The 13,938-nt window shown below is 68.9% G+C and carries 12 protein-coding genes; 5 read left to right on the top strand and 7 right to left on the bottom strand.

The window, feature by feature from the left end:
- Position 1 precedes the first annotated feature (1 nt).
- On the top strand, positions 2-541 hold the full coding sequence (locus JI745_RS14295; protein ID WP_236675291.1) for a VOC family protein: 540 nt from the start codon (positions 2-4) through the stop codon (positions 539-541).
- On the opposite strand, the gene JI745_RS14300 is transcribed toward JI745_RS14295, so the two are convergent.
- Positions 531-2,375: an NAD(P)/FAD-dependent oxidoreductase gene (locus JI745_RS14300; RefSeq protein WP_201808012.1), complete on the bottom strand. Its 1,845-nt coding sequence runs from the start codon at positions 2,373-2,375 to the stop codon at positions 531-533. The genes JI745_RS14295 and JI745_RS14300 overlap by 11 nt on opposite strands.
- 240 nt (positions 2,376-2,615) lie before the next feature.
- On the opposite strand from JI745_RS14300, the gene JI745_RS14305 reads away from it, so the two are divergent.
- On the top strand, positions 2,616-3,725 hold the full coding sequence (locus JI745_RS14305) for a zinc-binding dehydrogenase (protein WP_201808013.1): 1,110 nt from the start codon (positions 2,616-2,618) through the stop codon (positions 3,723-3,725).
- A gap of 21 nt (positions 3,726-3,746) precedes the next feature.
- On the opposite strand, the gene JI745_RS14310 is transcribed toward JI745_RS14305, so the two are convergent.
- Positions 3,747-4,748 carry a cytochrome-c peroxidase gene (locus JI745_RS14310; protein ID WP_201808016.1) on the bottom strand — a complete coding sequence of 334 codons (1,002 nt, stop codon included), beginning with the start codon at positions 4,746-4,748 and terminating at the stop codon, positions 3,747-3,749.
- Positions 4,749-4,845: 97 nt separating this feature from the next.
- Between JI745_RS14310 and JI745_RS14315 the strand changes: the two genes are divergently transcribed.
- Complete coding sequence (locus tag JI745_RS14315) at positions 4,846-5,778, top strand: cation diffusion facilitator family transporter (protein WP_404932811.1); 933 nt, start codon at positions 4,846-4,848, stop codon at positions 5,776-5,778.
- Positions 5,779-5,781: 3 nt separating this feature from the next.
- Here JI745_RS14315 and JI745_RS14320 read toward each other — a convergent pair whose 3' ends face one another.
- From JI745_RS14320 to JI745_RS14330, 3 genes are all read right to left on the bottom strand, one after another.
- Entirely contained in the window at positions 5,782-7,971 is a 2,190-nt protein-coding gene (locus tag JI745_RS14320) for an acyl-CoA dehydrogenase (protein WP_201808031.1), read from the bottom strand.
- Positions 7,972-8,045: 74 nt separating this feature from the next.
- Positions 8,046-8,285, bottom strand: coding sequence for a F0F1 ATP synthase subunit C (atpE, locus tag JI745_RS14325; protein ID WP_201808033.1), 240 nt, complete (start codon positions 8,283-8,285; stop codon positions 8,046-8,048).
- A 95-nt stretch (positions 8,286-8,380) separates the two neighbouring features.
- Entirely contained in the window at positions 8,381-9,358 is a 978-nt protein-coding gene (locus JI745_RS14330) for a tripartite tricarboxylate transporter substrate binding protein (protein WP_201808035.1), read from the bottom strand.
- Positions 9,359-9,431: 73 nt separating this feature from the next.
- Here JI745_RS14330 and JI745_RS14335 point away from each other — a divergent pair, with 73 nt between their 5' ends.
- Entirely contained in the window at positions 9,432-10,709 is a 1,278-nt protein-coding gene (locus tag JI745_RS14335) for an amidohydrolase family protein (protein ID WP_201808037.1), read from the top strand.
- Positions 10,710-10,750: 41 nt separating this feature from the next.
- A complete protein-coding gene (locus JI745_RS14340; RefSeq protein ID WP_201808039.1) occupies positions 10,751-11,368 on the top strand; it encodes a glutathione S-transferase C-terminal domain-containing protein in 618 nt (205 codons plus the stop codon).
- Positions 11,369-11,413: 45 nt separating this feature from the next.
- On the opposite strand, the gene JI745_RS14345 is transcribed toward JI745_RS14340, so the two are convergent.
- Both JI745_RS14345 and JI745_RS14350 read right to left on the bottom strand, forming a co-directional pair.
- Positions 11,414-12,061 carry a response regulator transcription factor gene (locus JI745_RS14345; protein ID WP_201808041.1) on the bottom strand — a complete coding sequence of 216 codons (648 nt, stop codon included), beginning with the start codon at positions 12,059-12,061 and terminating at the stop codon, positions 11,414-11,416.
- A 145-nt stretch (positions 12,062-12,206) separates the two neighbouring features.
- The gene (locus tag JI745_RS14350; protein WP_201808043.1) at positions 12,207-13,835 is read right to left on the bottom strand and encodes an FMN-binding glutamate synthase family protein; all 1,629 of its coding nucleotides are present in this window, start codon (positions 13,833-13,835) and stop codon (positions 12,207-12,209) included.
- Between the last annotated feature and the right edge of the window lie 103 nt (positions 13,836-13,938).

A 13,938-nucleotide genomic window follows, 5' to 3' on the forward strand; every position in this document is an offset into this window, starting at 1 on the left:
ACTGAAAACCGAACGCATCCACCACGTCGCCTACCGCTGCAAGGACGCGAAGGAGACGGTGCTGTGGTACGAGAAGATGCTCAACTTCAAGTTCCAGCTCGCCATCGCCGAAGACCGCGTGCCGTCGACGAAGGAGCCCGACCCGTACATGCACGTCTTCCTCGACGCGGGCGGCGGCAACGTGCTGGCCTTCTTCGAGCTGCCGACCAAGGCACCGATGGGTCGCGACCCCAACACGCCCGAGTGGGTGCAGCACATCGCCTTCCGCGTGAAGGACCGGGAGACGCTGCTCGCCTACAAGGCTCACCTGGAAGCGCAGGGGGTCAGCGTGCTGGGCGTCACCGACCACGGTGCCTTCCACTCGATCTACTTCTTCGACCCCAACGGCCACCGCGTGGAGCTCGCCTGCCCCGACCCGGAGGAAGAGGCCACGATCAGGCGCCTCGACGCGGTGAAGTGGGACATGCTCGAAGAGTGGAGCCGCACGAAGCGCGCGCCCAAGCACGCGGACTTCCTGCACTCGCGCGAGTTCAAAGGCTAGTCAACTGCAGCCCGCTGAACTGGTCGCTCTCGCGCCACTGCGCCAGCATTTTGAAGTAGGGAATCGGCCCCTGCCCGTAGGGCGAGTTCTGCACGCCGCGCGCTTCGGGCTTGCCCTCGTTGTTGTAGTAGCCGGGCGTGCACGAGGCGAGGAATTCCTGGTTGCGGCGCTGGCCGTCGAGGATGGTCTGCACCCAGGCGTCTTCCTCGGCCACCGTCGGCTCGAGCGTGCGCACCTTGCGTGAATGCGCCTGGCTGATCAGGAAGGTGGTGTGCCGCGCCTGCTCGCCCAGCGAGTGGGTGTAGTTCGCGGTCTGGCCTGATTGCGGCGGGCCGAAGATGAAGAGGTTGGGAAACCCGTTCGTCATCATCCCGTGCAGCGTGCGCATGCCGTCGGCCCACTTCTGCGACAGCGTCTGGCCGCTGCGGCCGACCAGGTCATAGCCCGCGCGGCGGGTGTAGCCGGTGCCGACCTCGAAGCCGGTGGCGAACACGATCGCATCCACCTCGAAGTGCTGGCCATTGGCCACGATGCCGTTCTCGGTGATGCGCTCCACGCCGGCACCCTGCGTGTCGACCAACGTCACGTTGTCGCGGTTGAAGGCCTGCAGGTACTCGTCGTGGAAACACGGGCGCTTGCAAAACTGTCGGTACCAGGGCTTGAGCGCCTCGGCGACGGCCGGGTCTTTCACCACCGCGTCAACGCGGGCACGCACGCTGTTCATCTTCTTCATGTCGGCGAGCTCCATCGTCAACATGATCTTCTCCATCGACGACAGCACCGAGCGGTCGGCCATCGCGAGCTGGCGGAAGTTGCGGGCGGCTTCCGTCCAGCCGTCACGCACGAGATCCTTGTCGGCGTAGCCGCCGGCGACCAGCGTCGTGAAATTTTCGATGCGCTCGCGCTGCCAGCCGGGCGGCTGCTCGTCGTACCACTCGGGCGGCACCGGGCGGTCGTCGCGGACGTCGATCGACGAGGGCGTGCGCTGGAAGACGTAGAGGTGCTTAGCGCCCTCGGCCAGGTGCGGCACGCACTGCACCGCGGTGGCACCGGTGCCGATGATGGCGATGCGCTTGTCGGCGATCCTGTCGAGCCCGCCGAGCGGGCCGCCGCCGGTGTAGGCGTAGTCCCAGCGGCTGGTGTGGAAGGTGTGGCCTTGGTAGCCCTCGATGCCGGGGATGCCGGGCAGCTTGGGCCGGTTGAGCGGGCCGTTGCTCATCACGACGAAGCGCGCGCGGATGCGGTCGTCGCGGTCGGTGCGCACCACCCACACGGCCTCGGCTTCGTTCCACTCGAGACCGGTCACCCGGGTCTGGAAGAGCGCATCGCGGTAGAGGTCGAAGTGGCGCGCGATGTGCTGCGCATGGGCCAGGATGTCGGCGCCCATCGCGAAGCGCATCTTCGGTTTCACGCCCAGCTCTTCGAGCATGGGCAGGTAGACCGAGGCCTCCATGTCGCAGGCGGCACCGGGGTAGCGGTTCCAGTACCAGGTGCCGCCGAAATCACCGCCGGCCTCGATGAAGCGGATGTTTTCCTCACCCGCCATGCGCAGGTGCGCGCCGGCCTGCAGGCCGCCGAAGCCCCCGCCGATGATGAGGATCTCGACCTGGTCGGCCAGCGGTGCGCGGGTGAAGCCGGGCGGCACGTACGGGTCGGCCGCGTAGTGCGCATGCTTGCCCTTGATTTCGACGTATTGCGCGTTGCCTTCTTCACGCAGACGCTTGTCGCGCTCGAGGCGATAGCGCTCTCGCAGCGCCTTCAGCTCGGCCATCTGTTCGTCGGAGAAGCCCGAAGCCGGCGCAGGCGACGGAGAGGCAAGCGTGTCAGTGCTCATATATCAGCAGTACAAAACGGTGAAAGGTTTCAAATGTAAGGTATCCGCCTTAGGTTTTGCACCCGCTTTGCCGACTGAATTCGAGCTTCGTCCCTGCCTGATGGAACGTTGTGGGCATCACGTCACCCAGGTGACGTCGCTCATGCGACACGAGCGTTCGGGCTGGCGCTATTGAAGCCGGCAGAGGGTGTGCGTACCCTCGTCGCTTCTGCTGTTCCCACATCGAGAGAAGGACTCCCCATGCCCACCACCGCACGCGCCGTCGTCGTCCGCGAAGTCAACGGCCCCATCACCGTCGAGACGCTGCAGGTCAAGGACCCGGGCCCGAACGAGGTGCTCGTGAAGATGAGCGCCTGCGGCGTGTGCCACAGCGACCTCTCGGCCGCCAACGGCACCATCCAGATGGCGCTGCCTTTGGTGCTGGGCCATGAGGGCGCCGGCACCATCACCGCCGTGGGGTCGGCGGTCACCGAGTTCAAGGTGGGCGACCACGTGCTGAGCAGCTTCGTCAGCATGTGCGGCCGTTGCCGCTATTGCGCCACCGGCCGCCCGCAGCTGTGCGACCAGCCGGCGCGCAACGCGCTCGCCGCACCGGGGGCCACGCCCCGCTTCCAGTCCGACAAGGGCGAAGGCTTCAACGTGTTCGCCGCCTGCGGCGTGATGGCCGAGTACGCCACGCTCGCGGTCGACAGCGTGGTCAAGATCGACCAGGAGATGCCGCTCGACAAGGCCTGCCTGGTGAGCTGCGGCGTGATGACCGGCGTGGGCGCGGCGCTCAACACCGCGCAGGTGCAGGCCGGCTCGATCTGCGTGGTGTTCGGTTGCGGCGGCGTGGGCCTCTCGGCCGTTCAAGGTTGCCGGATCGCGGGTGCCGCGATGATCGTTGCGGTCGACACCTCCGACCTCAAGCTGCAGATGGCCAAGGACATGGGCGCGACCCACACCGTCAACGCCAAGAGCGTGGACGACGTGGTGAAGGCGATCAAGAAGCTCACCGGCGGCGGCGCCGACTACGCCATCGAATGCGTGGGCGCCGGTGCGGTGGTGGCGCAGGCGGTGAACGTGCTGGCCAAGGGCGGCATGGCGGTCGCCGTGGGCGTGGCGGCGCTGGCCGACAGCGCACCGGTGAGCCCGCTGCTGCTGACCGCGATGGAGCGCACGCTCAAGGGCAGCTACTTCGGCTCGGCGCGCCCGCGCGAAGACTTCCCGCGCCTGATCAAGATGTACCGCAGCGGCCAGCTCAAGCTCGACGAGCTGATCACCAAGACCTACTCGGTGGCCGAGGCACCGCAGGCCTTCGCCGACCTGGCCGAAGGGCGCAACGCGCGCGGCGTGATCCTGTTCGACTGACGGCTCTTCGACCGAGGCCGGTCAGTTGAACGTTGCCGGCGGTGCATAGTGCGCCGGCAATTCCCCCGTGAGCGACTGGAGGAAGGCGACGATGTCGCCGACCTCCTGCGCGCTCAACGTGCGGCCCAGCTGCACCTCGCCCATGATGCGCACCGCGTCGTCGAGCCTGTCGACCGAGCCGTCGTGGAAGTAGGGCGCCGTCTTCGCGATGTTGCGCAGCATCGCCACGCGGAAGACGTACTTGTCGCTCTCCTGCTTGGTGGCGTTGAAGCGGCCGAGGTCGGGCTTGGGTGAGCCGGTGGCGAGCCAGTAGTCCTTCACCACACCGAACTTCTGCATCGTGTTGCCACCGAGCAGCGCACCGCTGTGGCAGCCCGCGCAGCCGGTGTGGATGAAGGTCTGCAGGCCGGAGCGCTCGCGTGCGCTCAGCGCTGCGTCGTCGCCTTGCAGGAAGGCATCGAAGCGGGACGGTGTGCGCAGCGTGCGCTGGTAGGCCTGCAGCGCACGCGCATAGCTCAGCGCGCTCACCGGGTCGGGCGCCTCGGGAAAGGCCGCGCGGAAGGCCGGCTCGTAGCCGTGCTGCTTCAGCGTGCTGCCGATCGCATCGGCCGCCGCAAATCCCATCGAGCCGCTGATCGATCGCTCGGCCTGGTGCGCGCCATCGCGGCGGTCGCCGTACCAGCGCAGCACGCTCTGGTCCTGCGCCATGAACATCGGCTGCGAGTGCAGCGTCGTCGGTTCGCCGCGGGCGTTGATCGAGACCTTGCGGCGGTCGGCGCTGTGGTCGTCGCGCGAGTGGCAGCTGGCGCAGGCGGTCTTGCCGTCGAGCGAGAGGCGGCTGTCCCAGAAGAGGGCGCGCCCGAGCGTGGCGGCGGGCGCCTGCACCTCAGCCGCCTCGACCGGCTTCACCACGCCAAAGAGCGCACGGGCCTGCTCGCGCAGCGGCCCGACGGCCGGGCCGGGGGGCGTGGGCGCTGCGCAGGCGGCGAGCAGCAGGGCCAAGGTGGTGGCGAGGGTCTTCATGGCAGCCTCCTTCGGCAAGGCACGACATCGTAGGAAGCAACGGCGCGCAGGGCGATCACTTGATCTAGGGGCCCTGTTTTTCGTTAGGCTTGGGGCCGTGATCCTGCGCACGCCTCCTGACGACCACGCCAACGACCACCCCGGCGTGACCCCCGCCGACCGCGCCCGTGCAGCGTCGCGCAGCACCTGGGTCAGCGTCGTCGTCAACCTGGTGCTCACCACCGCCCAGATCGCCATCGGCCTGAGCGCCCGTTCGCAGGCGCTGGTGGCCGACGGGCTGCATTCGCTGTCGGACCTGGTCTCCGACTTCGTGGTCATCTTCGTCAACCGGCACAGCCACAAGGGCGCCGATGCCGAGCACCCGTATGGCCACCAGCGATTCGAGAACGCGGCCACGCTGCTGCTGGGCGCGCTGCTGATGAGCGTGGGCGCGGGCATGCTGTGGTCGGCGGTGGAGCAGCTCTCATCGCCCTCGGGGGCGAGCGTGCAGATGCCCGCGCTGTGGATGGCACTCGGCACGCTCGTCGCCAAGGAGCTGCTCTTTCGCTACCTGCTGCGCGTGGCCAAGCGGCTCAAGTCGAGCATGCTGGTCGCCAACGCCTGGCACGCCCGCTCCGACGCCGCAAGCTCGCTGGTGGTGGCGGTGGGCATCGGCGGCAGCCTCGCCGGCTATCCCTTCCTCGATGCGGTGGCGGCGCTGGTCGTCGGCCTGATGGTCCTGCGCATGGGCTGGCGCTACGGCTGGGGCTCGCTCAACGACCTGATGGACCACGCGGTCGACCAGGAAGAGGTCGACGCGATCCGCGCCACGCTGGCCGCCACGGCGGGTGTGGCCGGCGTGCACGACGTGCGCACGCGCAAGATGGGCGACATGGTGCTGGTCGATGCGCACCTCGAGGTCGACGCCACGCTCAGCGTGGAGGCCGGCCACGCGATCGCGGTGGCGGCACGCGAGCAGGTGCTGCAGCAGCACCACCGCGTGCTCAACGTGATGACGCACGTGGACCCCTGGCGCGCCGCGGCGCCCTGAGGCTCAGCCGCCGCGCCCGAGGATCCAGCGCAGGAGCCGCGGGCGGGCCGCGCTGGTGCTGCCTTCCACGTCGTCGACCGCGATCACCCGCTCGGCGGCGCGCAGGTAGGCGAGCGCGGCCGCCGGGCGACTGGAGCGGCTCGCCACCGCTTCGAGCGATGCGCTGCGGCGCAGGGCGCGGTTGAGCTCGTCGACCTCGTCGCCGACTGCCCGGGCCGCGTCGAGCGCGTCCATGAGGTCGAGCAGGCCGCCGCTCCTGGGGCGCGAGACATCGGGGCAGAGGCGGCCCACCAGCGCCGGCTGCGTGCGCAAGGCCTCGGCCAGGGCGAGCGTGTCCTGGTCGCGCAAGGGCGCGAAGCTCCCGGTGCCGCGCAGCCACAGCGGCGACAGCGAGCGCAGCGCCCCGGTGGGCAGGTTGGCGTGCAGCTCGCGCAGCAGGCTCGCGGCGTGGTGCAGCTGCTCGCGGATGGCAGCGCGTGCGAACGGCAGCATCGCCGGGTCGTCCTCCGTCTCGAAACGCCACACGCAGGCCGCCGCCAGGTAGAGGTGCGACAGCGCATCGCCGAGCCGCGCCGACAGCAGCTCCATGCGCTTGAGCTGGCCGCCGAGCAGGCCCATCGCGAGGTCGGCGCTCAGCGCGTATTGCGCCGACAGCCTGGCGATGCGGCGCGCCTCGGGCTTCAGCGCCTCGGGCACACGCCCGCGCAGCGGCGCGTGCACCACGCTGCGCCAGAGGTTGCGCAGCACGTGGCCGGCATGGCCCAGCAGTGCGCGGCCGAGCGCGGCTTCGTCGTGTCGTTCCACCGCCGCCATCTCGCGAAGCACCTGCGGGTGGCAACGGGTCGCGCCCTGGCCGAAGATGATGAGCGCACGCGACAGCAGGTTGGCGCCTTCGACCGTGATCGCGATCGGCGCGTGGCGGTACGACACGCCGAGCAGGTTCTTCGGGCCGGCGACGATGCCCTTGCCGCCCAACACGTCCATGCCGTCGGTGACGGCGCGGCGGCCGGCTTCGGTGAGCTGCACCTTGAGGATGGCGCTGGCCACGCTCGGGCGCTCGCCGGCATCGAGCGCGGCAGCGGTGTAGCGGCGCGCGGCGTCGGTGGCGTAGAGGCGCGCGGCCATGCCGGCGGTGATGCCCGCGATGGCGTGGAACTTCCCGATCGGCAGGCCGAACTGCTCGCGCACCTGGCCGTAGCCGTTGACGACGAAGAGCGCGGTCTGCTGCATCGCCGCGCCAAGCGCAGGCAGCGAGATGGCGCGGCCCGCGGCCAGGCACTCCATCAGCATGCGCCAGCCCTGGCCCACCTGCGGCTCGCCGCCGATGACCCAGTCCATCGGCACGAACACGTCTTCACCGCGCACCGGGCCGTTCATGAAGGCCGAGTCCATCGGGCGGTGGCGGCGGCCGACCTGCAGGCCGGGCGTGGGCACCGGCAGCAGCGCGCAGGTGATGCCGAGGTCCTGCCGGCCTTCGGGGCGGCGCTCGTCGACCGCCTGGAAGGCGAGGCCGACGACCGTCGCGACCGGGGCGAGCGTGATGTAGCGTTTGTCGAAGCGCACGAGGAAGCCGCGCACCGTGCGGCCATCGACCACGCGCTCGGTCAGCACGCCACGGTCGGGAATGGAGGCTGCATCAGAGCCCGCATAGGGCGAAGTGAGCGCAAAGCACGGGAGCTCGCGGCCATCGGCCAGGCGCGGCAGGTAGTGCTGCTTCTGCGTGTCGGTCCCATAGCGCAGCAGCAGCTCGGCCGGGCCCAGCGAGTTGGGCACCATCACCGTCACCGCGCAGGCGACGTTGACGGTGGCGATCTTCGTCACCACTTCGGCATGGGCGGCGTGGCTGAAGCCGAGGCCGCCGTGCTCGCGCGGGATGATCATCCCGAAGAAGCGGTGCTTGCGCAGGAAATGCCACACCTCGGGCGGCAGGTCGCGCGCCTCGTCGATGGCATGGTCGTCGAGCATCGAGGCGAGTGTGCGCACCTCGTGGTCGATGAAGCGGCGCTCGGCGTCGGTCAGGCGCGGGGGCGCGCGGCGCATCAGCGCGTCGAAGTCGGGGCGGCCTGAAAAGAGATCGCCCTCGAAACCGACGGTCCCGGCATCGAGGGCGGCGCGTTCGGTCTCGCCCATCGCAGGCAAGGCCCTTGAAAACGGCGCCATGGCGAGGCGCCCGATGAGGCGGTGCAGTCCCATGCGGGCGAGCCTAGGGGGGCCCGCTCCGCTTGCGCGTCAGCGCTGCACGCGCCACGCCGTAGGACGATGGCGCGTTACTTGAACGGGTTGGCCGTCGCGAACCAGAGGCCGATGCCGGTGGCGATGATGAAGGCTCCATCCAGTACCCCCACCAGCAGGAACACCTTGCCCTGCAAGGGCTCCATCATTTCGGGCTGGCGTGCCGAGGCTTCGAGGTACTTGCTCGCCATCACGCCCACGCCCAGGCACGAGCCGATGGCACCGAGGCCGATCATGTGGCCCACGGCGAGGGGGAGGAGGTTGATGCCTTCCATGTCGTTTCTCCTTGCGTCGTTGAGTTCAAGGAGATCCTCTCGCCACGGGTGCATGACGTCCATGACCTGCGACGTCATGGCGGCGGGCGCGAGCTTCAGTCAGACTTGATGTTCCGGCTCGTGATGATGTCGGACAGCTGGGCCGTGTCGGCCTTCATGCGCTGGGCCAGGCCCTCGGGCGGGCTGCCCACGGCCTGCCAGCCGGCGGTGAGCACACGCGCCTGCGTCTCGGGCTGTTTCATCACCTCGGCCACCGCCGCGGCCACACGTGCCACCACCGGCTTGGGCAGGGAGGCCGGGCCGACGAGCGCCGTCCACACCTCGAGGTCGGTGCCGGTCACGCCGGCGTCGCGAAGCGTGGGCACGTCGGGCACCAGCGCGCTGCGCGCCGGCGAGGTGACAGCCACCGCCTTCAGCTTGCCGGCCTTCACCTGCGGCATCGCGATGCCCGGCGGCAGCAGCGAGAGCTGCACCTGCCCGGCGATCAGCGCGGTGACGACTTGCGGGTTGCCGGGGAAGGGCACGTGCAGCGCCGCGATGCCGGTCTTGCTCTTCAGGAGCTCCATGCCGAGGTGCGCCACCGTGCCGTTGCCCGGCGTGCCGTAGTTGCCCTTGTCACCGAGCGACTTGGCCCAGGCGATCAGCTCGGCCGGCGTGCTGCCCGTCGCATCGCCCGAGGCGGTGAGCACCAGCGGTGCGGTGCCGAGCAGCGAGATGGGCGCGAAGTCGCGCGCGGGGTCGAAGGGCGTCGCCGGGTTGATCAGCTTGGCGACGGTCAGGTTGCCGTTGATCACGATGCCCAGCGTGTGCTCGTCGGTGGCCTTGGCGACCTGGTCGGCGGCGATGTTGCCCGAGGCGCCGGGCTTGTTGTCGACCACCACGGGCTGGCCGAGCGCCTTCGACAGGCCGTCGGAGAGCGCACGTGCCATGGCGTCGGGCGACGAGCCGCCGGGAAAACCCACCACCAGGCGGATGGGCTTGCTGGGCCAGGCGGCGGTCTGGGCGAGGGCGGGCGTGAGCGGGAGCAGCGCAGCCGCGGCGGTGGCCGCGAGCAGATGTCTCTTCGAGATCATGGGGTATGTGTCTTGCATGAGGGAAGGGCAAGCGTAAGCCAGAATCAACCCCGCCTCTCTCAGGAGCCGCCCCATGGACCTGCTCGTTCGCAACGCCACGCTGCCCGACGGGCGCACCGGGATCGACCTGCTAGTGCAGGGCGGCCGCATCGACGCCGTCGGCCCTCAGCTCGTCGCGCCGGCCGGCACGCCGGTGCTCGACGCACAGGGCTTCCTGCTGAGCCCGCCCTTCGTCGATGCGCACTTCCACATGGACGCGACGCTCAGCCACGGCCTGCCGCGCGTCAACCAGAGCGGCACGCTGCTCGAAGGCATCGCGCTGTGGGGCGAGCTGAAGCCGCTGCTCACGCAGGAAGCGCTGGTCGAGCGCGCCCTGCAGTACTGCGACTGGGCGGTGGCGAAAGGCCTGCTTGCGGTGCGCTCGCATGTGGACGTGTGCGATGACCGGCTGCTCGCGGTCGACGCCCTGCTGCACGTGAAGGAGCGCGTGAAGCCCTATCTCGACCTGCAGCTCGTCGCCTTCCCGCAGGACGGCGTGCTGCGCGCAAAGAACGCCGTCGACAACCTGAAGCGTGCGCTCGACAAGGGCGTGGAGGTGGTGGGCGGCATTCCCCATTTCGAGCGCACCATGGCCGATGGCGCCGAGAGCGTGCGTCTCCTGTGCGAGATCGCCGCCGAGCGCGGCCTGCGCGTCGACATGCACTGCGACGAGACCGACGACCCGCTGTCGCGCCACATCGAGACACTTGCCTTCCACACGCAGCGCCTGGGCCTGCACGGGCGGGTGGCAGGCTCGCACCTCACGTCCATGCACTCGATGGACAACTACTACGCCAGCAAGCTCATCCCGCTGATGGCCGAGGCGCAGATCCAGGCGATCGCCAACCCGCTCGCCAACATCGTGCTGCAGGGCCGCCATGACACCTACCCCAAGCGCCGCGGGATGATGCGCGTGCCCGAACTGCTGGCCGCGGGTGTCAACGTGGCCTTCGGTCACGACAGCGTGATGGACCCGTGGTACATGCTCGGCAGCGGCGACATGCTCGAAGTGGCCGCCATGGGCCTGCACGTCGCGCAGATGACCTCGCAGGCGCAGATGAAGCAGTGCTTCGACGCCGTGACGGTCAACCCCGCGCGCATGCTGGGCCTCGAGGGCTACGGGCTCGAGCCCGGCTGCCACGCGGACTTCGTGCTCCTGCAGGCGCGCTCGCCGGTCGAGGCGATCCGCGTGCGCGCAACGCGGCTCGCCGTGGTGCGGCGTGGTCAACTGATCGCGCAGACCCCGGCGGCCACCGCCACGCTCACGCTGCCCGGCCGACCGGCGAGCCTGGACTGGACCCTTCGTCGATAGAACTCCACCTAGAATCGTTCGACAACAGGGAAGTACCACCAATGAAACTCATAGGCGCGCTCACCAGCCCGTACGTTCGAAAAGTGCGCATCGTGATGGCCGAGAAGCGGCTGGAATACCAGCTCGAACTCGAAGACGTGTGGAATCGCGACACCATCATGAAGTCCAACCCGCTCGGCAAGGTGCCGTGCCTGGTGATGGAAGGCGGCGAAGCGGTGTTCGATTCGCGCGTGATCGTCGAATACGTCGACACGCTGTCGCCGGTGGGCAAGCTGATCCCCGACCGCGGCCGCGAGCGCACCGAGGTGCGCACCTGGGAAGCGCTGGCCGATGGCGTGTGCGATGCGGCCATCCTCGCCCGCCTGGAGCAAACGTGGGCCGGCCGCAGCGAAGCCCAGCGCAGTGCCGCGTGGATCAGCCGCCAGATGGACAAGGTGCACGCCTCGCTCGCGGCCATGAGCCAGGGCCTGGGCGACAAGCCCTTCTGCAGCGGCATCCATTTCTCGCTGGCCGACATCGCGGTCGGCTGTGCGCTGGGTTATCTGGACTTCCGCTTTGCGCACATCGACTGGCGCAGCCAATATCCCAACCTGGAGAAGCTGGACGCCAAGCTCGCGCAGCGGCAGAGCTTCATCGACACGAAGCCGCCGCAAGGCTGAAGCGCATCACTCAACGAAAACGGGCCGAAAGGCCCGTTTGTCTTTTCACGCCGCGCGCAGAGACAGTGTGCTCGCGCGCTGGTCGAACTGCAGCTTGTGGTACACGCGGCGGATGCCGCAGGCCACGCTGTGCACGCTGGCGTGCCACTGCTGCGCGATCTCGTCGACCAGGTAGCCCTGGGCCACCCACTGCAGGATCTCCTGCTCCACACCGGTGAGCACCAGCGGGTCGAGCGCTTCGGTCATGGTGTCGTAGCGGGGCGTGCCCGGCTTGCGGAAGTGCGACAGCAGCTGGCGCGCGATGGTCGGCGAGATGGGCGACTCGCCGCGCCACAGCTGCTCGAGTGCGTCGATCAACGCGTCGTGGGTCTTGGTGTGCACCCAGTAGCCGTCGGCACCGGCGCGCAGTGCTTCGAGCAGCAGCGCGTCGTCGTGCGAGACCATGGTGACGAGCACATGCGGCCCCTGCGCACGCACGGCCTGGCGCAGCTCGCCGAGCAGCGGCTCGACTTCGCCGTCCTGCACACGCAGGTCGGTGACGAGGATGTCGGGGGTGCTGTGGCGCATCACGCGCCGGGCGTGCTCAACGGTGTGCACCTCATCGCAGACCCAGAACGTCTCGGTCGCATCGATCAGCGCACGCAGCCTCGGGCTGGCTTCGTGATCGCGCTGGAGCAGGACGACGGACGGCATGAAGTGGTGCGCTGGCGGGCAGTGAATGGCGGGCATTGTTGGGACTGCCACCTCATGGTGCATCCCCTCAAACCCGCGTTCATCCCCGTGATCGGGGGGGGCTTTGTAGCCAAGCGCTACGAGGCGAAAAGCGCGCTCGCGCGCCTCAGGAAGGTGTGGCCTGGAAGCTGTGCGCACTGGCCATCGGCCAGTACAGCTTGAACACGTTGTGCGGCATCTCGCCGTGCAGGAGCGCACCCGGCTGCACGAAGGAGAGCAGGTTCGCGAGCAGCTTCACCTGGTGGTCGCTGCAGCGGCGCACGATGTGCGAAGCCGTGATGCCCGCAGGGTGATCGAGACCGGCGGCCTGCACCAGCTCCTTCAGCGCATGCAGCGTGCTCCGGTGGTACTGGTACACACGCTCGGCCTTGGTCGGCACCACGAGCGCCCGCTGTCGCTGCGGGTCCTGCGTGCTCACGCCGGTCGGGCACTGGCCGGTGTGGCAGGCCTGTGCTTGTATGCAACCCAGCGAGAACATGAAGCCGCGTGCCGAATTGCACCAGTCGGCTCCCAGCGCCATCATGCGCGCGATGTCGAAGGCGCTGATGACCTTGCCGGCGCAACCGAGCTTAATCTTGTCGCGCAGGTTCAGGCCGACGAGCGTGTTGTGCACGAGGAGCAGGCCTTCCTGCAGCGGCGCGCCCACGTGGTCGGTGAACTCGAGCGGCGCGGCACCGGTGCCGCCTTCGGCGCCGTCGATCACGATGAAGTCGGGCGTGATGCCGGTCTCGAGCATGGCCTTGGCGAGGCCGAACCATTCCCACGGGTGGCCGATGCACAGCTTGAAGCCGGTCGGCTTGCCGCCAGACAGCTCACGCAACTGGTCGATGAACCTCATCATGCCGATCGGCGTGTCGAAGGCGCTGTGCTTGGCGGGCGAGATGCAGTCGACCCACGGCGGCACGCCGCGCGCTGCCGCGATCTCCAGCGTGACCTTCGGGCCCGGCAGCATGCCGCCGTGGCCGGGCTTGGCGCCCTGGCTGAGCTTGAGCTCGATCATCTTCACCTGCGGCAAGGTCGCATTCCCGGCGAAGCGCTCGGGGTCGAAGCGGCCCTGCGCATCGCGGCAGCCGAAGTAGCCAGAGCCGATCTCCCAGATGAGATCGCCCCCGTGCTGCTGGTGGTGCACGCTGATCGAGCCCTCGCCGGTGTCGTGCGCGAAGTTGCCGCGCTTCGCGCCCGCGTTGAGCGCGAGGATGGCGTTCGCGGACAACGCGCCGAAGCTCATCGCCGAAATGTTGAAGACGCTGGCCGAATAGGGCTGCGCACGCGTGGCGCCGATGGTCACGCGAAAGTCGTGCGTGGCGAGTACGGTGGGCACGAGCGAGTGGTTGATCCATTCGTAGCCGGTGGCGCCCACGTCCATCTGCGTGCCGAAGGGTCGCTTGTCGGGCTCGCCCTTGGAGCGCTGGTAGACGAGCGAGCGCTGCTGGCGGGAAAACGGCGCGGCCTCGTTGTCGCTCTCGATGAAGTACTGCCGCATTTCGGGCCGGATGAACTCGAGCAGGAAGCGCAGGTGCCCGATCACCGGGTAGTTGCGCAACACCGAGTGGCGCGTCTGCGTCACGTCGTGCAGGCCCAGGCCCAGCAGCAGCGCACACAGCAGCACCAGGCCCCCGCCGGTGCCAAACGCGACCCAGGTGAAGGCGCTCAGCAGCAGCCCCACCGCGCACAGCAGCCACGCGGCATAGCGGACCGGGAAGTACTGGTTGAGCTTGTCCAGCCAGGCGTGCATCGGGTTCCCTCGTCGACGTGGGCGTCGGTCTCGCGCGATGGTAGACGCGCGGCTTCCCGTTCATGGGTGCGAAATGCGACATGGACACCGCCCTTCTCGCTTC

Source organism: Piscinibacter sp. HJYY11, assembly GCF_016735515.1.
Lineage (GTDB): Bacteria > Pseudomonadota > Gammaproteobacteria > Burkholderiales > Burkholderiaceae_C > Rhizobacter.